Origin of the sequence: Streptomyces sp. NPDC017448 (genome assembly GCF_044330565.1) — a bacterium.
Lineage (GTDB): Bacteria > Actinomycetota > Actinomycetes > Streptomycetales > Streptomycetaceae > Streptomyces.
On the sequence record NZ_JBIRLM010000014.1, the window covers coordinates 126,445 to 148,488 of the forward strand.

Below are 22,044 nucleotides of genomic sequence, written 5' to 3' on the forward strand. Positions count from 1 at the left end.
CCGGTGCGCGACGGGCCGGAGGGAGCGGGTCCGGCTCCGGGCGAGCCGGGCCCGCCGGGGCGGGACCTCCGTTTGCGGGGTGGTGGACATCGCGTTTCAGTGAGAGAGGCCCTGTCCCCGCCCTTTTCCCTGGAGCTGGCATGTCGATGGCGTTCGGTTCTTCGCCCCTCGGTCCGTCCGATCCGTTCAGCGACCTGCTGAACCGGTTCTTCGGGATGTCGCCCGCGTCGTCGCCCCCCGCCGTGCAGCGGGTTCCGATCGGGCGGCTGCTGACGGAGTCCTCCCACGAGCTGCTGGGGCGGGCCACGAGCAGAGCGGCCCAGGACGGCACGGCGGACCTCGACACCGAGCACCTGCTGTGGGCCGCGACCCAGGTCGAACCCTCGCGCGGCCTGCTGTCCCGGGCCGGGGTCGATCCCGACGCGCTGGCGGACCGGCTCGACCAGGTGCTGCCCCGCGAGTCCGCCGAACCGTCCGCCGAACCCGGCCTCACCCCGGCGGCGAAGCGGACCCTCACCGCCGCCTACGCCCGTTCGCAGGCGGCGGGGGTGTCCTACATCGGACCCGAGCACATCCTGGGCGCGCTCATCGACGACGCGGACTCCGGGGCCGGCCGCTTCCTCGGCTCGGACGACCTGGGCGTGGACAGGCTCCGGGGCGCCGACCGGGCGGCCGGCCCGGACGGCGCGTCCGGCGGCGGGAAGCAGCCGTCGACCACCCTGGACGAGTTCGGCCGGGACCTGACGGAAGAGGCGAAGGCGGGGAAGCTGGACCCGGTGGTCGGGCGGGCCGAGGAGATCGAGCAGACCATCGAGATCCTCTCGCGGCGCTCCAAGAACAACCCCGTCCTCATCGGCGAACCGGGCGTCGGCAAGACCGCCATCGTGGAGGGCCTCGCGCAGAGCATCGTCGCCGGCGAGGTCCCCGACACCCTCAAGGACAAGCGGGTCGTCTCCCTCGACCTCTCCGGCATGGTGGCCGGCGCCCAGTACCGGGGCCAGTTCGAGGAACGCCTCAAGAAGGTCATCGAGGACGTGCAGAAGGCCGAAGGGGAGATCATCCTCTTCATCGACGAACTCCACACCGTCGTCGGCGCGGGCGCCACCGGCGAGGGCTCGATGGACGCGGGCAACATGCTCAAGCCCGCCCTCGCCCGCGGCGAACTGCACGTCGTCGGCGCGACGACGATCGACGAGTACCGCAAGCACATCGAGAAGGACGCCGCCCTGGAACGCCGCTTCCAGCCCGTCCTGGTCCCGGAGCCGACCGTCGAGGAGACCGTGCAGATCCTCGAAGGGCTGCGGGACGCCTACGAGGCCCACCACCAGGTCCGCTTCGCCGACGGGGCGCTGACGGCGGCGGCCGAGCTGTCCGACCGCTACATCAGCGACCGCTTCCTCCCCGACAAGGCCATCGACCTGATGGACCAGGCCGGGGCCCGGGTACGGCTGCGGAGCGCCAACCGCTCCACCGAGGTCGTCAGCCGCGAGGACCGCCTCGCCAAGCTGCGCCGCGAGAAGGACGAGGCCGTCGCCGGCGAGGAGTTCGAGAAGGCGTCCGCGCTGAAGCGGCAGATCGCCGAGGTGGAGGGGGAGCTGGCGGGGATCGAGGAGCGCCGCGAGGGCGTCGTGTCGGTCACCTCCTCCGACATCGCCGACATCGTCTCCCGCCGCACCGGCATCCCGGTCTCCCAGCTCACCGCCGGCGAGAAGGAGAAGCTCCTGAGGCTGGAGGAGGAGATGCACGCCCGGATCGTCGGCCAGGACGAGGCGGTCACCGCCGTCTCCGAAGCCGTACGGCGCAACCGTGCGGGCATGGGAGACCCGGACCGGCCGGTCGGCTCGTTCCTCTTCCTCGGTCCGACCGGCGTCGGCAAGACGGAGCTGGCCAAGACGCTGGCCGAGCTGCTGTTCGGCGCGGACGACCGCATGATCCGCTTCGACATGAGCGAGTTCCAGGAGAAGCACACGGTCGCACGGCTCGTCGGAGCGCCTCCCGGCTACGTCGGCTACGACGAGGCGGGCCAGCTCACCGAGAAGGTGCGGCGCAACCCCTACAGCGTGGTCCTGTTCGACGAGGTCGAGAAGGCGCACCCGGACGTCTTCAACACGCTCCTGCAGATCCTCGACGACGGCCGGCTCACGGACGGGCAGGGCCGCACCGTCGACTTCCGCCACTGCGTCGTCATCATGACGTCCAACATCGGCGCCCACCGCATCCTCGCCCACCAGGGCGACGCCGCCGAACTCAAGGACGAGCTGATGGAGGAGCTGCGCGGCCGGTTCCTGCCCGAGTTCCTCAACCGCATCGACGACATCATCGTCTTCCACAGCCTCACCGAGGACGACCTGTCCACGATCGTGGACCACCTGCTGGACCGCAGCAAGCACCGCGTCCACGCCCAGGGCATGACGCTGGAGGTCACCGAGGCGGCGAAGAAGCTCCTGGTCGCCCACGGCCACCAGCCCGAGTTCGGCGCCCGTCCGCTGCGCCGCACGATCCAGACGGAATTGGACAACCGCGTCGCCTCCCTGCTCCTGAGCGGCGAAGCCGACCCGGGGGACACGATCGTCGCGGACGTGGAGAAGGACACGCTGCATTGCTCGGTCCGCAAGGGCGGGGCCGCCCCGGAGGCCTCCGGGCCCGGGGGCGGGCAGGAGACGGCGGAGAGCGGCGGGCGGGCGACGGGCAGCACCGAGGCGACCGGCTGAGCCGTACAGGAACGGAGCGGCGGGCCCGGGGCTCGGTAAAGCCCCGGGCCCGCCGTCGCGTGTCCGCTCAGGCCGCTGCCGGGACGATCGTCACCTTCACGTGTTTCATGATCGGCTGGTCGCTCTGGGTGCTGTAGTCGCCCAGCGCGCACAGCACGTTCATCTCCGGCATGTAACCGGCCGCGCAGCCGCGCGGAATGTCGTACGGAACGGCCGTGTAGCCCTTCAGATACCGGTGGCTGCCGTCCTTCGCCGTGCTGGTGATGTCGACCGGGCCCATGTCCGCGATGCCGCGCTCGCGCATGTCGGCCCGGTTCATGAAGACCAGCGTGCGCAGGTTCTTGACGCCCCGGTAGCGGTCGTCGTCCGAGTAGATCGTGGTGTTCCACTGGTCGTGCGACCGCATGGTGCCCAGCGCCAGGGTGCCGGGCTCGGGCACGACGTCGGGCAGGGCGGCCGAGGAGAACTCGGCGCGCCCGGACGGGGTCAGGAAGACCAGTTCGCGGGCGGGCTGCTTGATCCGGAAGCCCAGGGGCAGCCGGACCCGGCGGTTGAAGTCCTCGAAACCGTCCAGCGCCAGGGCCATCGTGTCCCGGATGCGGTCGTAGTCCTCGATGTACCAGTCCCACGGCGTCCTGCTGTCCGGCAGGGCGGCGCGCGCCATCCCGGCGACGATGGCCGGTTCGGACAGCAGGTGCGGGGAGGCCGGCCGCTTCATCCCGACGGAGAGGTGGACCATGCTCATCGAGTCCTCGACGGACGTGCTCTGGACCCCCTTGCGCTGGTGGTCCTTCTCCGTGCGGCCCAGGCACGGCAGGATGAGCGCCGCCCGGCCGTGCACGACGTGGCTGCGGTTCAGCTTGGTGCTCACCTGCACGGTGAGGTCGCACGAGCGCAGCGCCGCGTACGTGGCCGGGGTGTCGGGCGCGGCGAGCGCGAAGTTGCCGCCCATGGCGACGAACACCTTCACCCGGCCGTCCCGCATCGCCTGGATCGTGCGGACGGTGTCCAGCCCGTGTTCGCGGGGCGGGTCGATCCCGCAGGCGTCGGCGAGCCGGTCCAGGAACGCCTCGGAGGGGTGGTGGTCGACACCGCAGGTGCGGTTGCCCTGGACGTTGCTGTGCCCGCGCACGGGGGAGGGGCCGGCCCCCTCCCGCCCGATGTTGCCGCGCAGCAGCAGGAGGTTGACGATCTCGCGGACCGTGTCGACGCCGTGCTCGTGCTGGGTGAGGCCCAGGCACCAGCTCACGATGGAGCGGTCGGCCTCCGTGTACACCCGCGCCGCCTTGAGGATGTCGGCGCGGCTCACGCCGGACTGGTGCTCCAGCTCCTCCCACGGGGTGGCCTCGCACACCGCCCGGTACTCCTCGAACCCGGTGGTGTGCCGGTCGATGAACGGGGTGTCCACCGCCCTGGGGTCGCTCGCCGACTGCTCCAGGACCGCCTTGGCCATGCCGCGCAGCAGCGCCATGTCGCCGCCGATGCGCGGCTGGAGGTTGAACGTGCTGGTCCGCGTGGACCTGAACAGGGCCATGTCCAGGAAATCGTGCGGCACGATGGTGCGGGTGGCGGCCGCCTCCACCAGCGGGTTCACGTGCACGATCTGCGCGCCGCGGCGTTCGGCCGCGGCGAGCGCGGTGAGCATCCGGGGCGCGTTCGAGGCGGCGTTGACCCCGAGGATGAACAGGGCGTCGGCGGACTCCCAGTCCTTGAGGTCGACCGTCCCCTTCCCCGTGCCGAGGGAATCCTGGAGGGCGCGCCCGCTGGCCTCGTGGCACATGTTGGAGCAGTCCGGCAGGTTGTTCGTGCCCAGCTCCCGGGCCATCAACTGGTAGAGGAAGGTGGCCTCGTTGCCCAGCCGGCCGGAGGTGTAGAACGCCGCGCGGTTCGGGTCGTCGAGCCCGCGCAGGGCGGCTCCGACCATCTCGAAGGCGTCCTTCCAGCTGATCGGGGCGTAGTGGTCGGACGCCGGGTCGTACACCATCGGCTCGGTCAGCCGGCCCTGGTCCTCCAGGTCGTGGTCGCTCCACCCGGCCAGCTCGGTCACCGAGTGCGCGGCGAAGAACGCGCGGTCCACGCGCTTGCGGGTCATCTCCCAGGTGACGTGTTTGATGCCGTTCTCGCAGATGTCCAGGCGCAGGCCCTTGGTGTCGTCCGGCCACGCGCACCCCGGGCAGTCGAACCCGCCGTCCTCGTGGTTCATCCGCATGACGGCCCGCGGGCCGTCCACCGGCTCGCGCTCCTCCACCAGGACGCGGGCGACGCTCTTGGCCGCTCCCCAGCCCGCGGCGGGGTGACGGTAGGGGCGGACCCGCGGGGCGGCGCCGGGAGCGGGCCCCGTCCGGGACTCGACGGGCCCCTGCGGTTCCTGCGGCTCTTGGGGCTCCTGCGTTGCGTTGTCGGTGCTCACGGCACTTCCACCCTTTCACCGGTGGGGACGGCGGACCCGAGGGGCATGATGGGGCGAAACGGGCTCTTTCGGCAGGCTATGCCGGGTGATTCCCGGCTGCCAGTCGTCGCGCGGCTCGTACCCGCGGCCCCTCCCCGCCCCTGCCGGACTGCGGCCCGGAGCGCCCGCGCCTACGCTGGCAGGGCCCGGCCCCGGCCCCGGGGAACCCGCCGCGGAACACGGTTCAGACTTTCGCCGGGCCGCCCCGGGAGGCCCCATGAGCACCTACCGCCGGTTCCTGCTCCCCGCCGTCCCCCGGCTCACCGGCTCCGTGCTGGCCGGGGCCGCCGCCGGGGTGCTGGCAGGCGTCCTGGTCGGCAACGCCCCCCTCGGCCTCCACGTCGGCATCGCGGCCACGGACACCCTCTTCGTCGTCGCGGGCTGGCTCGTCCTGTGGCCGATGGACGCCGCCGCCACCCGGGCCAACGCCCGGCGCGAGGAGTTCCGCCCCGTCGCCGAGGAGCTCGTCGTCGTCACGGCCGCCCTCTCCGGTCTGGTCGGCATCGTCGTGCTGCTCCTGGTCGGCCACACCGACCTGAGCCACGCGGTGGCCGCCCTGGCCCTCTGCGGCGTGTTCATGTCCTGGGCGGCCCTCCATCTGATGTACGCCGCCCGTTACGCGTACATCTACTACCGGGCGCCCGGCGGCGGGATCGACTTCAACACGGAGGAACCGCCGCGCTACATCGACTTCCTCTACTTCAGCTACAACCTGGGCATGACCTACCAGGTCTCCGACACCGACGTCTCCACCTCCGAGATCCGCGCGGTCGCCCTCCGGCACTGTCTGATGTCCTACGTGTTCGGCGCCACCATCCTGGCCACCACGATCAACCTGATCGCCGGCATCGTCACCGGTTGAGCCGCCCGTTGCCGCGAAGGCCCCTCAGCACCTCCGCCGGCGGGCCGGTCCCCGCGAGGCCGGCCCGCCCGCGCGGTACGCCTTCGACGCGGCCGGTCCCCGGTCCGCTCCGGGCTTTCGGTACGCTCTCGTCTGATCTTCGGGGCGCGTGCGGCTCCGGACTGCCGTGACCAGGGGGATGGTTTCCATGAGCAGCGCGTCTTCGAGCGATCCGTTCCAGCCGCTCAAGGCCGACGATCCGGCGGTGGTGGGCGGCTACCGGCTCGCCGCCGTGCTGGGCGCGGGCGGCATGGGCAAGGTCTACCTCTCGTACACCCCGGGCGGCCGGCCTCTCGCGATCAAGGTGATCCGGCCGGAGTTCAGCGAGGACCCCGAGTTCCGGCGGCGCTTCCAGCAGGAGGTGCGGTCCGCGCAGCGGGTGCAGGGGCTGTACACCGCGCCGGTCATCGACTCGGACACCGAGGGCCCGCAGCCGTGGCTGGCCACCGCCTACGTGCCCGGCCCCTCGCTCGCGCACGCGGTCGCCCGGCACGGCGCGCTGCCGCTGCGCAGCGTACTGCTGCTGACCGTCGGGGTTGCCGAGGCGCTCACCGTCATCCACGGCGCCGGCATCGTCCACCGCGACCTGAAGCCCGCCAACGTCCTGCTGGCCTCGGACGGACCGCGCGTGATCGACTTCGGCATCGCCCGCGCCGCCGACTCGACCGCCCTGACCGGCACCGGTGTCAGCGTCGGCACCCCGGCGTTCATGGCGCCGGAACAGGCGGCGGTCGGCGCCGTCACCCCGGCCACGGACGTCTTCGCCCTCGGGCAGATCGCCGCCTACGCCGCGATCGGCGCGCCCGCGTTCGGCGACGGCCCCTCGCACGCCGTCCTCTACCGGATCGTGCACGAGGACCCCGACCTCAGCCGGCTGCCCGCCGAACTCCGCACCCTGGTCACCCGCTGCCTCAGCCGCGACCCCGCCGACCGCCCCCCGCCGGCCGACGTCATCCGGATGTGCCACGAGGTCTCGCCCGAACCGCTGCGCCAGGGCGAGGACTGGCTCCCGCAGGCGGTCGCGGGCGCCATCACCGAACGGCACCGGCTCCCCGCGCCCGCCCCCACCCCGCCGCCCGCCGCCCCGCCGGCCCCCACGCCCACGCAGTTCTCCCCGGGGCCCCAGGGGCCGGCCCACCCGCCCGCCCCGACCGGCCACGCCATGGCGGCCGCCCCCACCCGGACCGGTCCGGGCGCGCCGGGACTCCCCGGGGCCCCCGGGGTTCCGGGCGTGCCGGGGGCCGTGCCGCCCGGTCACTGGCAGCAGAACGCCCTCCCCCAGGGCTACTCCACCCCACAGCCCCACCTCCAGCCGGGGTTCGCCCAGCCGGGCCGGCAGGGATTCGCCCAGCCCGGCTTCCAGCAGCCCGGCTGGGGCGGGCCCGGGGGGTTCCAGCCCGCCGCGCCGCCCCGCAAGCGGCCGGGGCTGGTCGTCGCCGCTTCGGTCGTCGGCGCGCTGGTCGTCCTCGGCGTCATCGGGGCCCTGGTGCCGGACGATTCCGACACCTCCCGCACGGGCGACCGCACCACCGCGTCCTCCGGCAGCGGTTCACGCGGCGACGGTTCGGCGGACAAGGCCCGCACGAAGCCGGTCGACCCCCGGCCCGTCTCGTACAAGGGCATCGACGTGACGGCCGGCTACGAGCTGCTGTTCGCCGACAACCCGCCCCGCCCGACGAAGGACGAGGACAGCGACGTCAGGTACGACGACGGGGATTTCTACTTCTACCGGGACTCCGTCTTCGGCGACGAGGAGGTGGGCACCGCCACCGGGAAGCTCGTCGTCCTGAAGAACTCCCAGGAGGGCTCGCTGAAGCTCTGCCGCGAGGAGACCCGCTACACCGAGAAGGTCGGTCTCGACCAGCTCACGCCCGGGTCGCAGGTCTGTGTGCTCAGCAAGGCCGGCCACATCGCCGTGCTGACCTACCGCGGCAAGTCCGGCGCCGACGACCCCAGCCGCTACATCACCGTCGACCTGACGATCTGGCGCAACGCCGAGGAGGCCCGGCAGGACTGACGGCCCGCCGGGCGGCCCGGGCCGGGGCGGATCCGCCCCGGCCCGGGCTCTCAGGCCGCGCCCGGCGTCCGGCCGTCCGGCAGGAAGAGCACCGAGTTGAGGTACCGCTCGCGGTGCGGGACGAACGCCCGGCGCAGCAGGCCCCGGTGCACCAGGTGCTCGGTCCGTGCCTGATGGGCCACCAGGTCGAACCCGTCGAGCGGAACCCAGCGCCGGCCCGTCAGGAGCCAGCCCGCGTACCCCTGGCCGGTCAGCAGCTCGACGGCGGGCGCGACCGGGCCGAGCCGGCTCTCCAACTCGACGAGCACCGCCGGCCGGTCGGTGCGCAGCAGCTCCGCCGCGCCGAGCAGCGCCGCCCGCTCGCCCCCGTCGACGTCCATCTTCACGAAGCCGACCCCGCGCAGCCCCAGGCCGTCGACGGTGATCGACGGCACCTCCAGGCAGTGCGCGTGGAGGGCGCGGCGGGCCAGCGAGGAGACCCCCCGGTCGCCCCGGTCGCCCGCCGGGAACCACAACCGCGCCGTGCCCTCCCGGTCGCTCGCCGCCCCCTGGACCACCCGGGCGTTCGCCGGGAGGGTCCGCCGCAGGTGCTCGGCCAGATGCGGCACCGGCTCGACGGTCACCACCCGCTCGCAGCGGGCGGCCAGCCGCCGCGACCAGGGCCCGTACCAGCCCCCGATGTCGAGGGCGACGCCGTGCGGCGGGCAGAAGTCCGCGAGCCGCCGCAGCTCGGGCTCGAAGCGCGGATACAGGGCGACGGCGGCCGAGCCGACGAGGCGCCCGGGCAGCCGGGACGCCACAGCCGAGGCGAACGTGGTCACGTGGCCGAGCCCTCGATCCGGGTGAGCAGGCTCTCGTGGTCGTCGGCCGAGACCTTCCGCCCCGAGGAGGGCAGCAGCTGCGGAATACCGTCCACGATCGGGTAGCTCAGCCGCAGCCGGGGGTTGTACAGCGCCTCACCTTCGGGCAGCAGGGACAGCGGGCCCTTGTCGAGCGGACAGGCCAGCAGGGCGAGCAGGGGGTCGTCGGGGTTCATCGAAGGCTCCTGGTGGGGTGGGGGACGGTGTCGTGAGGGACGGAAGACGGGGTCGGGGCGGCGGTCAGGGGGAGGCGGCGGGCGGCGGGTCGTGGCGCGGCATGGCCAGCAGGACGGAGAGCGCGAGCGCCGTGCCGCCCACCCGCAGCGCCAGCAGCAGCGGGTCCTCGGGCAGCGACTCGCCGAACGCGAGCGTCCCGAGGACCGCGGTGAACAGGCAGGTCACCGTCGTGCACACCGGCACGATGAGGGAGGCCCGGCAGCGTTGCAGCGCCGTCTGGGACATGACGAGACCGGCCACCGCGGTGAACAGCAGCAGGTAGGGGTAGGGGGAGGCCAGCAGCGACAGCGCCACCCCGACCGGATCGGCGCCGCCCAGCCGGCTGGAGGTGCCCTTGACGGCCAGCGAGCTGACCCCGTAGAGCAGGCCCACCGCCACCCCGTACCCGATGCCGCTGGTCGGGGTCCGGTGCCGTCTGGCCGCCCGGCCCTCCACCCGTACGTACAGCCAGACGCCCGCCGCCAGCGCCGGTACGCAGACCAGGAGCACCAGCGTCCACGGCGCGCCGCCGCTCACCACGTCCTCGCCCTCGCGCACCGAGGCCACCACCATCAGCAGCGCGACCAGGACCCCGCCGAGCGCATAGCGTTCCCGGCCCGTGGACTCCTCGCCCAGCACCGCCGAGGACAGCAGCAGGAGCAGCACCAGACCGGAGACGAAGATGCCCTGCGCCGCCGCGATCGGCAGCGCCCGGTAGACCACCAGCTGCGCCCCGAACCCGGCCGCCAGCGCCAGCGCGCCGACGATCCACAGCGGACTGGTCGCCAGGACCCGGATAACCTGCAGCGGCCGGCCGGCCGACAGCGCGGGCAGGGAGCCCAGGGCCCGTTTCTCCACCACGAACCCCACGCTGTACAGCGCGTTGGCGACCAGCGCCGCGCCCACACCCCACCACACGCGGCTACCTCCGCCGCGCGTGGGCCAGCAGGATGGAGGCCGCGCCCGGCACCGCGCACGCCGCCCGGTCCAGCAGCCGCAGCGGACGCGGCACCCCGTGGAAGGGGGCGCCCTTGATCGTCACGTCGGTGAAGCCGGAGGCCGTCAGGAACGAGCGCAACGCGCGGGCGGTGTACAGCCGCAGGTGGCCGACCACCTCCGAACCGGGGCGGCCGTGGATCCCGCGCAGACTGACCTCCGAGAACACCGGCTGCACCCCGGCGAGCAGCAGCCCCCGGTTGTACCAGGCCGCCAGGTTCGGGGTGGACAGCATCAGATGGCCGCCGGGCCGCAGGACCCGCCGCAGCTCGTCCAACGCCTGGTCCGGGTCGACCAGGTGCTCCAGGACCTCGCTGAACAGCACCGCGTCCGCGCACCCGTCGGCCAGGGGCAGCCCGCCGTGCTCCAGCTCCCCGCGCACCACCGCGCCCATCCGGGGGAGGGCCCGGCGCAGCGCGTCCTGCGACCAGTCGACGCCGATCAGCCGGTGCCCGGCGAGGACCGGGGCCGCCGTGGCCGCCGCCGTACCGTCGCCGCACCCGATGTCCAGGATCACCCGCCCCGGCGTATCCAGCGCCTTCGCCAGCAGCCGGGCCTGCCGCAGGGTGCGGCCGTCCCCCGAGGCGACGGGGACGGCGGGGTTCTCGTAGAAGTCCCGCAGCCCGGGCGGGGGAGCGGTGGTGTCGGTCATGCGGTCTCCGAGGACGTCGAGGCCAGGTGCCGGGTGAACAGCTCGCGCAGCCGCTCGCCGTCCGCGTCCCCCAGCAGGGTCCGCGACCAGCGCAGCGCCAGATGCAGCCGGCCGCCCGTGGACGCGGTGGTGAAGGTCAGCCCCCGGGGCATCCGGGCGGGCGCGGAGAACCACACGGCCGTGGCCCGGCCCGCCTCCCCGAAGTCCAGCGGGTACGGCAGCCGGCCGATGTTGCTCAGCAGCGTCGTCGAGGTCCACGGACCCGCCAGCACCCGCAGCCCCCGGGTGGCCGCCGCGCGGGCGGCCACCGGCAGCACCGGCGCGGTCAGCAGGGAGGCGGAACGGCCCAGCGGAGGCCGCCGCACCGCCTTGAGCGCCCGCGTGCGCTCGGCGGTCGTCCGCAGCAGGGCGGCGACATCCGTGCCGGGCCGCAGTTCGGACGCGCCGAAGCCGACCTCCACCAGCCGGGTGCCGTTCCCGATCGGCATCTCGGGCCCCCGGGGCCGGTCGTCGACCGGCATGGTGATCCGCAGCGGCCGGCGGTCGGCGCCCGGTGCGTCCTGCGCCCGGTTCCAGTCGGCCACGGTGAGCGCGGTCGCCACCATCAGCTGGTCGTTCACCGTGTACGGTGCCCCGGACTCCCGCCGGGGCACCGGGAGTTCGACCACCAGCAGCGAGTTGCCGGGCGCCGCGCCGGGGCCCGGCGAACCCGCCGCGATCCGGGCGGGACGCGCCGGCGGAGCCGCCGGGGAGGCCCCGGCGGACGGCCCGGAGGCGGGGCGCGCCGGAGTGGGGGCCGCCGGTGCGCGGTGCGCGCCGTAGACCTCGGCGGCCGTCGCCGCCAGCCGCATGCACGCCGGGCCGTCGAGAGCGGTGTGGTGGACGGCGAACACCAGCACACAGCCGCCCCTCCCCGGCTCCCGGACCACCTCCAGCCGCAGCGGCGGCGACGCCGTCAGCGGCGGGGCAGCCTCCAGCGCCCGCCTCCGCGCCCGGTCCAGCGCCCCGGGTGCGGGCGGCGGGAAGGAGACCGGGTCCACGTCGGGGCTCCCGGTCAGCTCCCACTCGTAGCGCCGGGCGAACGGCCCCCGGGGCCGCTCCCGCATCAGCGCCCGGGGGTGCCGGGCGAGCGCTTCGGCCAACGCGGTGCGCAGCCGCCCCTCGTCCACCGGGCCCGGCAGATGGATCTCGATGTGCACCGTGTTCGGCTCGGCGTCCTGGGCGCAGTGCCGGGACACCTCGTCGACCACCGGGAACGGCACCCGGGCCGGCCCCCCGGGGCCGGGCGCGCCGCCCCGGGCCCGGGGGTGCTGTGCGGTCGCCATCAGGCGCCCCCTCCGGGCCGGGACGGCGGTTGCTCGCCGCCGGACCGCCCTGCCGGGTTCCCGTCGCCGTGGCCGCCGCCCGGCCTCGACGCGTGCCCGTCGCCCGCCGCCGACCCGTATCCGTGCCCGCTGCCGGGCGCGGGCGGCGGGTCGCCCTGCGGACGCTTCGCGTCGGTGGAGACGGTCCGGCCGGAGGCGACCGCCCGCGCCGGAACCGTGGGGGCCCCGTCGTCCGCCGCTGCGGGCGGGGCCGCGCCTCGGCCCCCGGCGGCCCGCTTGCCGAGCGGTCCGCGCCCGGCCGTGACCAGGGCCGCGAACAGCCCGATCAGCGCCAGGAGTTGGGCCGTCGCACTGAACGCGCCCTCGTCCGCCGCCGTGGCCTCCCCGGTGCCCACCGCCGCGACCGCGCCCGCGGCGGCCATCGCCGCGAACGCCACCGGCGCGAGCAGACGGGGCCGGAAGTGGGCGAGCACGGCGAGAACCGGCACCGCCAGGGCGAGGGGCCCGGCGATCACGGCCCCCACCAGGGTGAGCGCCACCGTGCCGAGGACCAGGCCGGGGCCCGGCGGCGGGGGCCGCTCCTCGTCCGCGTACGGTTCCGTCTTGCGCCGCCGTCCGAAGGCGAGGCCCACCAGCACCAGGAGCAGCACTCCGGCGCCGATCAGGCCCGCCCGGTAGATCCGGGACGGTCCGTACTCCAGTGTGACCGTGCCGCCCTCGCCCTCCGGGACCAGGAACGCCTGCTGCCAGCCGTCGATCCGCAGCGGCGTCAGCTCCTCGCCGTCCAGCGTGGCCCGCCAGCCCTTGTTGTGGTTCTCGTGGAGCTGGAGGTAGGACGCCTCGCCCGCGCCGACGGCGATCGTGCGCCGGTCGCCGTCGCCCTGCTCGACCTCCACCGTCCGGGGCGTGCCCGCCCCGGCGTCGGGCGTGCCGTTGCCCAGCGTGACGTCGGTGATGACGAGCGGTCCCGCGTCCCCGGCCTCGACGGTGGTGGACGAGGCGGCCAGCTCCACCGAGCCGCCCTTCGTGCACGGCGTCACCTCGATGGGGCGGCGCTGTGTCAGATCCCGCACCCGGCCGGCGGCCCGGGTCTCCAGGAACGTACCGCCGACCGACAGCACCGGGCCCTTGCCGCAGGCCAGGGCGAAGGTCTTGTCCGGCTTCGGCTGCGGGGCGCGGTACTCCTCCAGGGCCGGGATGTAGACCTCGCTGAGACCGACCGGCAGCTGCAACCGGTCGTCGGCCACCGGGTTGTGGACGGTCAGCGGAGCCTGCCGCGAGACGGTGATGTCCAGCCGGTCGGTTCTGATCGGTGAGAAGCGGGCCATGCCGTTCTCGTCCACGGCGGCCACCGCCGTCCCGTCCGGGGAGCTGATCTGCACCTGCTCGGGGCGGGTGGACAGGCCGCCGGCCGCGGCGAAGACGATCTCCCCGATCTCCTTCTTCTCCGGCCACGACAGGTGCAGTACGGGGTGCTCGCCCGCGATCCACGCCGTGGTCAGGTCGCCGTCCGTCAGATTGCGGGGGCTGAGGTCGGTGCCCAGCCGCGCCGTGGAGTCGGCGCTCACCTCGATCCGCTCCCGCTCGCCCGTCAGCTCGAACAGCAGCTTGTCCAGGGCGTCGCCGGGCACCGGCACCGCGCTCGCGGACACCTGGTACGCGCCCGCCTCCCGCGGGGTGAACTGCCGGTGCAGCCCCACTTCGGCCGCCACCGACGACAGACCGCCCGGGTCGCTGCCCCGCCGCAGCGAGTAGACCGTGGAGTCGGCGCCCTCCCGCGGTGCGTCGGTGGGCAGCTCCAGCATCCGGGTCACCTGCACCCCGGGGACGGCGATGTCGGTGAAACCGGCGCCGGTCAGCCCGGGGCGCCCCTGCTGGGACTCCAGGATCGTCACCTTCAGCCAGGCCGCCCGCCCGACCGGCGCTGCCACCGTCTGCGCCGAGCCGTCCGCCCGCAGCGGGCTGTCCTTGGAGCCCCGGTCGGTCTCGACCCGCACGACGGTCGGCACGGCGCGCATGTCGGCGCTCGGGAGCGGCGTCACCTGGAGCGAGCCGGGGATGTCCGTGGGGCCGGTGAAGTCGATCCGCACCCACTCGTCCTCGGGCGATCCCGGCGACCCCTCGGCCCAGCCGGTCTCCGGGTTGCCGTCGAAGGCGTTGACCGGGTCGTACTGCGGCAGATGGAACAGCCAGTTCCCCACCGAGGAGGCGCCGACCTTCTTCGCGCCGCGCAGCACGGCCGTCGTCTGGTGCTCCGTACCGGCCGACGGCAGGATCTGCCGGGGGGCGCGGTCCGGATCCTGCGCGGCCTCCACCGCGTTGCGCTCGTCGGCGGTGTACGTGTACGAGGTGTTGGAGTTGACCAGCCCGAACCGGGTGTCGGCGCGCCGCAGCCCGTCGCCCGCCGCGTACAGCGACGGCCGCCCCAGGCCCGGATGCGCGTCACCTGCCAGCACGGCCGGCCTTCCGTCCAGCGCCCCGCTCGCCGACAGCGGGAGCAGGGACTCCGGCCCGCCGCTCACCACGGCCGTCGAGGCGACCGGCGCCGTGCCGGCCCGCCCCGGACGCTCCGTCCCGGCGGGGGGTTCGTAGATCTCCACGGCCCGCTGCCGGGGGTAGAGCCCCTCGACCTGGACGGGGGTGTCCGCCGCGATCCGGCCGCCCGTCATCACGGGCCCGAAGCCGGTGACGCGCCGGTAACCGGACGCCTCCAGCGTGCGCTTCACCGTGGTCGTCGGCACGTACCCCACCTGGTCGGGGTCCAGGTCGTTGCGGACCACCACGTGGTGCAGCCCGGCCCGGTTCAGGAACGCGCTCAGTCCGGGCACCTCGCTCCCGGTCGTCAGAGCCTGCTCGACCGCGTCCATCACCCGCCGGTTGCCCGGCGTGCCGAACGGCACGTAGTCCCGCTGCCCCCAGGGCGAGTTCGCCAGCACGTCGAGCGGCTGGTCGATGGGGGAGCCCCAGGTGTAGATGCCGTGCGCGGTCGCGGGGACCACCAGGGCCCGGTCCTCGGGCGCGTTCTTCTCCAGCCACTCGCCGGTGGTCTCCCAGTACGCGGGCAGCTTCTGGAACGAACCCGGCTGCAGGATCGAGCCGTTGACGTACGGCCAGGCCAGGCCCGGCAGCACCATCACGGCGGCGGCCACCGGGGCCAGCCGCCGCAACCGGGCCGCGTTCCGCCCGCCGCGCGCCGCGGCGGCGGTGGAGGCCACCGCCGTCAGGTGCGCGAGGCCCAGGGCCAGGGCGAGCGCCGCCCCCGTCTGGAACTTGTAGATGTTGCGGAACGGCACCAGCGGGCCGTCCAGCCACTCCTGCACGGTCCCGTGGAACGGCCCGCCCAGCGCACCGCCGTACCCGGCGAGGGTGATGAGGGCGACGCTCAGCACCGTCAGCACCAGCCAGCGGCGCTCGGGCAGATCACGCCGGGCCAGCCCCGCCAGGCCGAGGGCGGCCGCGAGCGCCGAGCCCAGAATGGTGACGGTCGCGGTGGCGACGGTCCAGCCGGCGGGCAGCCAGGCCTCGCCGAAGTTCAGATAGCCGACCCAGTTGCCGCCGCCGCGCAGCATCTCCGTCGCCGACATGGTCGACGTGGTGGTGTACGAGGACTCCACGTACGGCATGAAGTTCTCGCCGAACGTCCCGAGCAGCAGCAGCGGAACGATCCACCAGGCGGTAGCGAGGACCACACCCGGAATCCACCAGCCCAGCAGCGCGCGCCTGCGCGGCCCGCCCGGCCGGGACAGCAGGTACAGCCCCACCGGCAGCAGCGAGGCCAGGGTGGAGGCGGCGTTGACCCCGCCCATCAGCGGGATCAGCAGGGCGGACCGGGCGGCGGCGATCCTCGGCGTCAGGCGCGGGTCGGTCAGCGGCAGCAGCACCCACGGCAGCAACGCGCCCGGCAGGGCCGCGGCCGAGGTCGAACCCACGACGATCGTGTACGTCGGCCACAGCGCGTACGCCACCGCGCCCAGCAGCCGGGTCGCCGGGGAGCCCACGGCCAGCCGCTCGGCCAGCCGGAGCGCACCCCAGAACGCGGTCGCCACGATCAACGACAGCCACAGCCGCTCCGCGAGCCACACCGGTACGTGCAGCAGGTCGGCGGCCCCGTAGTACGGCAGCATCGGGACGGCGTAGCCCACGTACTGGTCGGCGATCCCGCCGAACCCGGCGCGGCTGTGCCACAGTTCGCCCAGGTCGCCGAGGAACCGCCACGGGTCCACGACGACGCCGAGCTTGGTGTCGAACGTCATCCGGCCCGGCGACACCGCGAGGAACGCCGCGAACACGGTGGCCCAGAAGCCCAGCAGCCACCACCGGGAGCGGGGCGGGGGCGGGCCGTCGGCGGAGCCGGGCGGCACGGGGCCCGCGCCGTCCGGCGCCGTGGACCGGGGTGGGAGGACAGCGCTGGTCATGAACACCGCCGGAGGATGAGGAGGAGGTTCCAGGTGGCGAACTCCCGCAGGACGGGGATCCGCGGCACGAGCTGGGGAAGGACGGGCCAGTAGCGCGACCGGGCGGACACGACCGCCACGTCGGAGCGGCCCCGGACGTGGCGCAGCGTCCCGCCGACGCCGATCTTGAACAGGTTCTCGCCGAGCCGGTGTTTGGCGGGCCTCCCGGTGCGCCGCTCGTAGCGGCTCCGGGCCCGCTCGGCACCGAGGTAGTGCCAGGGCGCCCACTCGTGGCCGCCCCAGGGGGAGAGCCAGTTGGTGTACGAGAGGTAGATGAGGCCGCCGGGACGGGTCACCCGCGCCATCTCGCTGAGGAAGGTGTGCGGGTCGGCGACGTGCTCCAGCACGTTGGAGGAGAAGCAGACGTCGGCCGCGCCGTCGGCGAGCGGCAGCAGATAGCCGTCGGCGACGACGGTGTCCGCGCGCTGCCCGGGGCCGATCTCCGCCGGGTCCGGTTCGAAGAGGTAGCCGTGCGCGCCGCGCCGCCGGAACTCGCGGGTGAAGTAGCCGTCGCCGCCGCCGATGTCCACCACGACCTTGCCCCGGAGCGGGCCGTGCCGTTCGAGCTGGTCGGCCGCGTCGCGGGCGAGCAGGGTGTACGCGGTGGCGGGGTCGCCCTGTTCGCGCAGGAAGGCGCGGAACAGGGCGGCCGACCGCCGGAACGAAGGGTCCTTCACGCGCTCACGCCCATCGCCGGGGCTTTCGGGCGGTCCGCGGCGCCGGCCGACGGGCCGGCCACCGCCTCGGCGGCCACCGCCGCGAACCGGCGCACGCTGGAGCTCCACCGGTAGTCGGCGGCGCGTTCGCGGGCCGCCTTCCCCATGGCCTCGCGCCGCCCGTCGTCCAGCGCCAGGGCGCACCAGGCGGCGGCGAACGAGGAAGCGCCGCGGGCGAGGACGCCGGTGACGCCGTCCTCGACGGAGTCGCGCAGCCCCGGCACGTCGAAGCCCAGGGTCGGGGTGGAGCGGGCCGCGGCCTCCGTGACGACGAGTCCCCAGCCCTCGACGGCGGCCGGGTGCAGCAGCAGCCACGAGGCGCAGAGCAGCCGGTGCTTCTCCGCCTCGGTCACATGGCCGGCGAACTCAACGCCCGGACCGGCCAGTTGCTCCAGCCGGGCGCGCTCGGGACCGTCGCCGACGATCACGAGCCGGCCGCCGGCGACCGGCCGGACCCGCTCCCAGAGCTGGAGCAGCAGATCGATGCGCTTGTAGTCGACGAGCCGGCCCAGCGCCACGAACAGCGGGGTGGTGGAGCGTGCGCCCTGCGGGCCCGGCTCCTGGACCCCGTTGTGCACCACGCGGATCCGGCCGTCCGGTACGCCCAGGTCGCGCAGGGCGCCCGCCGTGGACGGGGAGACCGCGATCATCAGGTGGTCGCGGTAGGCGCGGGACAGCGCCCAGTGCTCCAGCCTGCGTCCGGCACGGGCCACCGGCGTCGGGAACCGCATGTCCCACAGGTCGGTGTGCACATGGTTGACCAGGCACACGGTGGGCCCGCGGTGCCACAGCGGGGCCAGGTACGGCATGCCGTTGCAGACCTCGACGAGCAGGTCGCACGAGCCGATGTGCCGGGCGAACGCGGAGCGCGCGCCGATGTAGTGGCCCAGCGTGGAACCCGCCGAGACGACCCGGTAGGGGCGGCGGGCGGCCTGTCCGCCGCAGAGCAGCGTGACGTCGTGGCCCCGCTCGGTGAGGCCGAGGGCGAGTTGGTCGACCAGCAGCTCGGAGCCGCCGGCGGCCGGGTTGCCCAGGTCGCGGTGGGCGAGGAAGACGATGCGTCCGGGGGCCGCGGGGACCGGGGCGGGCGCCGGGTCCTGACCCGGGCGGGCGGCGGCGAGCAAGGGGGGAGGTACGTGCCGGGGCATGCGTGCTCCAACTCGGCTCAGGGGACGGGGAGGCGGCGGCCCGCGAGAGGCGGGGGCCGTGCGGGGCCGGAGGGGACGGGGTGGGACGGAAGCGGGGAAGACGGACGGGAAAGGGAAGGCGGGCGGCGGACAGGGACGAGACCGGGGGGCCGTGCTCTGGTGGGGATAGACAGTTTTGGGGACGGGTACGCCCCCGGCTACTCACCGGAGCAACAACTTGCCGGTAACTCAGGTGCGCGGAATCGTCATCATGTGAGTATTCGGCGCTTCCGGTTCCGTCCGGCGGCCCCGGACGAGGAGGGCGACGCCCGCCAGGGCGAGCACCCCGCCCACCCCCGCGGCCCCGGCCGGCGCGGTCGTGCCGAGCATCGCGAGCCGGTCGCTGTCCGCCGACGCCAGCTCGACCTGCTTGCGCTGGGTCTCCTCGGTGAACTCCACCCGCCTGCTCTCCAGCAGCACGACGGCGTCCTTCTTGGAGCCCGGGGCGCGCAGCGTCTTCTTCGGGCCGATCGCCGCGTTGATGATGCGGCCGGTACGCCGGTCCACGACGAGTTCGATGCCGCTGTTGGAGTACCACTCCTCGGCCAGCACCTGGGGCGTCTTCTTCCGGCCCACCAGGACTCCGGGCACCTGGCGCACCCCGGTCCTCGCGGGCTCCACCTCGCCCTTGAAGAGGTAGCCGGAGTAGCCCTGCACCTCCCGCTCACCGGCGTACGCGAGGCGCACGACACCGCCGAGGGTGCCGTCCCACCAGCGGTAGGAGCGCTTCTCGACGTCGAAGGGGAACTTGAGGTACGCCTCCCCGTCGAACCGCGGGGACTCCTCGCAGCAGTGGACCGGTTCGTTGGTCGAGCGGTCGGTCACCCAGCGCTCCAGGGTCCACTGGAGGGCGTCGCGGGGGTCCGAGGCCGGCAGGGTTCCGTCGTGGTCGACCGAGGTGGAGACGTCCCACACGGCGTTGCCGCTCTTCTCGCTGTCGGCCACGTCGCCGCGCACCTGCCGGGTGATCGTGATCGTTCTGTCCTCGACCGTCTCCACCTCGGACGTGTCGAAGTAACTGCCCGTCCCCGTGAAGACGGTGGTGGTGTCGATGTCGGTGGGGGTGCGCTTGGCGTGCGGCTGGACGTACCAGACGAGCAACGGCGCCAGTACGAGCAGAAAGACTCCCGCCCCCAGCAGGACGAGCGAGAAGGGTGAAGCGTTGTGGCGCATCCGGGCACTCCTGGGTCGAATCTCTTCGCGGAGGTGCACGGGCCCCGGGCCGGTCAGCCCTTGATTGGCGTGAACAGTAAGCAAAGCCTTGACGGAAAGTCAATGTGCTGTCGACACTGTGTTCCAGCCGGAGAGCCGCGCTGAAGGGGTGGGGACCATCTTCAGCAAGGAGCTGACCCGACCATGCGCAGAATCGTCGCCGCCGCTGTCACCACCCTGGTGGCCGCCCTGCTCGCTGTGGGTGCGGCGGTCGGTGCCGTGGCACTGCTCGACGCCACTCCCGACCAGCCCAACACGCCTCTGATCAGCTACGACACCTCCCCGGCAGCCCCATGACCCGCCCGGCCTGGCAGGACGTTCCCCGCTCCAAGCTCGACCGCTTCGAGGAGATAGCCCGTTCCGAGGCGCCGGAGCTCGCGCAGACGATCCTCTTCCAGATCCGACAGGAGTACCCCTATCTGCACCTGGTGGAGGACGACTCCGGGGAGCCGCTGGCCCTCGTCGGCATCCGCCGTGCCATCGAGGGTTTCGTCCACAACCTCACCGGCGGCGACCGCCCCCGGGTACCGCCGGAGCTGTTCCAGGAGTTCGGCCGGGGCGAGGGGCTGGAGGGCCGCAGCCTCGACGCGCTCCAGGCCATCTACCGCCTCGGGGTCCGGCTCACCTGGCGCAGGCTCGCCGAGATCGGCCAGGAGGCCGACATCCCGGCGCCCGCCATGTACGAGCTGGCCGAATCGGGATTCGAGTATCTGGACGGGCTCGTGGAGCAGTCGGTACGGGGCTACGCCGAGGCGGCGGCCCGGCGCGCCAGTGAACGGCTCCGCCTCCAGCGCCAGTTGATCGACCTTCTGCTGATGGAACACCGCGGTGACGTCTCCGTGGCCCTGGCCGAGCGGGCCGCCCGCATCGGCTGGGAGCTGCCGGAGACGATCGCGGTGGGCGTGCTGATGCGCCCGGCCCGCGAGGCGGTGGCCCCGGCGGTGGGGCAGGGCATCCTGCTGGAGATGGAGAGCGAGCAGCCGCGTGTGGTCGTCCCGGACCCGGAGACGGCGGGGCGGGCGGAGATCCTGCGGCGCGCGACGGCCGGCTGGTCCGGGGCGATCGGCCCCTCGGTCCCCCTGGCGGCGGCGGCGACCTCGCTGCGCTGGGCGGAGACCGCCGTCCAGCTCATCAAGAAGGGGCTGCTGCCGCAGGGCGAGGTGCTGCACTGCACCGAGCGGACCGAAGAACTCCTCCTGCTGCCCGCCGAGGAGCTGATCGACGCCGCCGCCCGGCGCTGTCTCGCCCCGCTGGACGGCCTCAGCGCCACCCAGGCGCGACGGCTGGCGGAGACCCTGCTCGCCTGGATCGAAACCCCCGGCGGGGCCCCCGAGGTGGCCGCCCGGCTGGGGGTCCATCCGCAGACGGCCCGCTACCGGCTGCGGCAGATCCGCGAGCTGTGGGGCGACGCCATCGACCAACCGGACCAGCGCTTCGAGATGCTCCTGGTGCTCCGTGCCCGGCGGCTGCGGGGCGATCTCGCTCCGGCCGAGGACTGAATCCCCGGCCCGTACGGCGTACGGCGCCCGTCGCCGTTCACCGTACGGGCCGGCCGGCGTCACACCGGGGTGACGTACGCCCCGGCGATCCCGCCGTCGACCAGGAAGTCCGTGGCGTTCACGAACGAGGAGTCGTCGCTCGCCAGGAACGCGACGGCGGCGGCGATCTCGGCCGGCTCGGCGAACCGGCCGACCGGGATGTGGACCAACCGCCGGGCGGCCCGCTCCGGGTCCTTGGCGAACAGCTCCTGGAGGAGCGGGGTGTTGACCGGGCCGGGGCACAGGGCGTTGACCCGGATCCCGTCGCGCGCGAACTGCACACCCAGCTCGCGCGACATCGCCAGCACCCCGCCCTTGGAGGCGGTGTACGAGATCTGCGAGGTGGCCGCGCCCATCCGGGCCACGAAGGAGGCCGTGTTGATGATCGAACCCCTGCCCTGGGCTCGCATGTAGGGGATGGCCGCCTTGCAGCAGAGGTAGACGGAGGTGAGGTTGACCTCCTGCACCCGCTTCCACGCCTCCAGGCCGGTCTCCAGGATGGAGTCGTCGTCGGGCGGAGAGATCCCCGCGTTGTTGAACGCCACGTCGACCGAGCCGTAGGCGTCGAACGCGGCCTTGAAGAGGGTGTCCACCTGCTGCGCGTCGGTGACGTCGGTACGGACGAAGAGCCCGGCGGCCTCCTCGGCGGCGGCCTTGCCGCGCTCCTCGTCCACATCGGCGCAGACGACGTGGGCCCCCTCGGCGGCCAGCCGCCGCACGGTGGCCAGGCCGATCCCGCTGCCGGCCCCGGTGACGACGGCGGTGCGGCCGACCAGGCGGCGGCAGACGGAAGAAGTGTCGGTCATGGTG

At 74.0% G+C, this 22,044-nt stretch carries 16 protein-coding genes; 5 read left to right on the plus strand and 11 right to left on the minus strand.

Annotation, left to right across the window (positions count from 1 at the left end):
* Positions 1-140: 140 nt before the first annotated feature.
* A complete protein-coding gene (locus tag ACH4K1_RS22620) occupies positions 141-2,711 on the plus strand; it encodes an ATP-dependent Clp protease ATP-binding subunit (protein WP_398091080.1) in 2,571 nt (856 codons plus the stop codon).
* A 67-nt stretch (positions 2,712-2,778) separates the two neighbouring features.
* On the opposite strand, the gene ACH4K1_RS22625 is transcribed toward ACH4K1_RS22620, so the two are convergent.
* Positions 2,779-5,121 (minus strand): FdhF/YdeP family oxidoreductase, encoded by a 2,343-nt coding sequence (locus ACH4K1_RS22625; protein ID WP_398091081.1) that lies wholly within the window; start codon positions 5,119-5,121, stop codon positions 2,779-2,781.
* 256 nt (positions 5,122-5,377) lie between these two features.
* On the opposite strand from ACH4K1_RS22625, the gene ACH4K1_RS22630 reads away from it, so the two are divergent.
* Together ACH4K1_RS22630 and ACH4K1_RS22635 are read left to right on the plus strand one after the other, a co-directional pair.
* On the plus strand, positions 5,378-6,022 hold the full coding sequence (locus ACH4K1_RS22630; RefSeq protein ID WP_398091082.1) for a DUF1345 domain-containing protein: 645 nt from the start codon (positions 5,378-5,380) through the stop codon (positions 6,020-6,022).
* A 187-nt stretch (positions 6,023-6,209) separates the two neighbouring features.
* Positions 6,210-8,078, plus strand: a complete 1,869-nt coding sequence (locus tag ACH4K1_RS22635) for a protein kinase (protein ID WP_398091083.1) — start codon at positions 6,210-6,212, stop codon at positions 8,076-8,078.
* Between the two features lie 50 nt (positions 8,079-8,128).
* On the opposite strand, the gene ACH4K1_RS22640 is transcribed toward ACH4K1_RS22635, so the two are convergent.
* The 9 genes from ACH4K1_RS22640 to ACH4K1_RS22680 form a co-directional block, all read right to left on the minus strand.
* The gene (locus ACH4K1_RS22640) at positions 8,129-8,899 is read right to left on the minus strand and encodes an FkbM family methyltransferase (protein WP_398091084.1); all 771 of its coding nucleotides are present in this window, start codon (positions 8,897-8,899) and stop codon (positions 8,129-8,131) included.
* Positions 8,896-9,114 (minus strand): Trm112 family protein, encoded by a 219-nt coding sequence (locus ACH4K1_RS22645; RefSeq protein WP_398091085.1) that lies wholly within the window; start codon positions 9,112-9,114, stop codon positions 8,896-8,898. The genes ACH4K1_RS22640 and ACH4K1_RS22645 overlap by 4 nt, the downstream gene beginning before the upstream one ends.
* A gap of 64 nt (positions 9,115-9,178) precedes the next feature.
* Entirely contained in the window at positions 9,179-10,072 is an 894-nt protein-coding gene (locus tag ACH4K1_RS22650; RefSeq protein ID WP_398091086.1) for a hypothetical protein, read from the minus strand.
* Positions 10,073-10,076: 4 nt separating this feature from the next.
* Entirely contained in the window at positions 10,077-10,802 is a 726-nt protein-coding gene (locus tag ACH4K1_RS22655; protein WP_398091087.1) for a class I SAM-dependent methyltransferase, read from the minus strand.
* On the minus strand, positions 10,799-12,127 hold the full coding sequence (locus ACH4K1_RS22660; RefSeq protein ID WP_398091088.1) for a condensation protein: 1,329 nt from the start codon (positions 12,125-12,127) through the stop codon (positions 10,799-10,801). Before ACH4K1_RS22660 ends, ACH4K1_RS22655 begins: the two co-directional genes overlap by 4 nt.
* Positions 12,127-16,542: an alpha-(1->3)-arabinofuranosyltransferase family protein gene (locus tag ACH4K1_RS22665; RefSeq protein ID WP_398091089.1), complete on the minus strand. Its 4,416-nt coding sequence runs from the start codon at positions 16,540-16,542 to the stop codon at positions 12,127-12,129. Before ACH4K1_RS22665 ends, ACH4K1_RS22660 begins: the two co-directional genes overlap by 1 nt.
* Positions 16,539-17,258, minus strand: coding sequence for a class I SAM-dependent methyltransferase (locus ACH4K1_RS22670; RefSeq protein WP_398091090.1), 720 nt, complete (start codon positions 17,256-17,258; stop codon positions 16,539-16,541). The genes ACH4K1_RS22665 and ACH4K1_RS22670 overlap by 4 nt, the downstream gene beginning before the upstream one ends.
* Positions 17,255-18,445, minus strand: a complete 1,191-nt coding sequence (locus ACH4K1_RS22675; protein WP_398091091.1) for a glycosyltransferase family 4 protein — start codon at positions 18,443-18,445, stop codon at positions 17,255-17,257. The genes ACH4K1_RS22670 and ACH4K1_RS22675 overlap by 4 nt, the downstream gene beginning before the upstream one ends.
* Before the next feature lie 228 nt (positions 18,446-18,673).
* Complete coding sequence (locus ACH4K1_RS22680) at positions 18,674-19,657, minus strand: DUF3068 domain-containing protein (RefSeq protein ID WP_398091092.1); 984 nt, start codon at positions 19,655-19,657, stop codon at positions 18,674-18,676.
* 183 nt (positions 19,658-19,840) lie between these two features.
* Between ACH4K1_RS22680 and ACH4K1_RS22685 the strand changes: the two genes are divergently transcribed.
* Both ACH4K1_RS22685 and ACH4K1_RS22690 read left to right on the plus strand, forming a co-directional pair.
* Positions 19,841-19,993 (plus strand): hypothetical protein, encoded by a 153-nt coding sequence (locus ACH4K1_RS22685; protein WP_398091093.1) that lies wholly within the window; start codon positions 19,841-19,843, stop codon positions 19,991-19,993.
* Positions 19,990-21,195, plus strand: coding sequence for a helix-turn-helix domain-containing protein (locus tag ACH4K1_RS22690; RefSeq protein ID WP_398091094.1), 1,206 nt, complete (start codon positions 19,990-19,992; stop codon positions 21,193-21,195). The genes ACH4K1_RS22685 and ACH4K1_RS22690 overlap by 4 nt, the downstream gene beginning before the upstream one ends.
* A 59-nt stretch (positions 21,196-21,254) precedes the next feature.
* On the opposite strand, the gene ACH4K1_RS22695 is transcribed toward ACH4K1_RS22690, so the two are convergent.
* The gene (locus ACH4K1_RS22695; protein ID WP_398091095.1) at positions 21,255-22,040 is read right to left on the minus strand and encodes a 3-oxoacyl-ACP reductase; all 786 of its coding nucleotides are present in this window, start codon (positions 22,038-22,040) and stop codon (positions 21,255-21,257) included.
* Positions 22,041-22,044 lie beyond the last annotated feature (4 nt).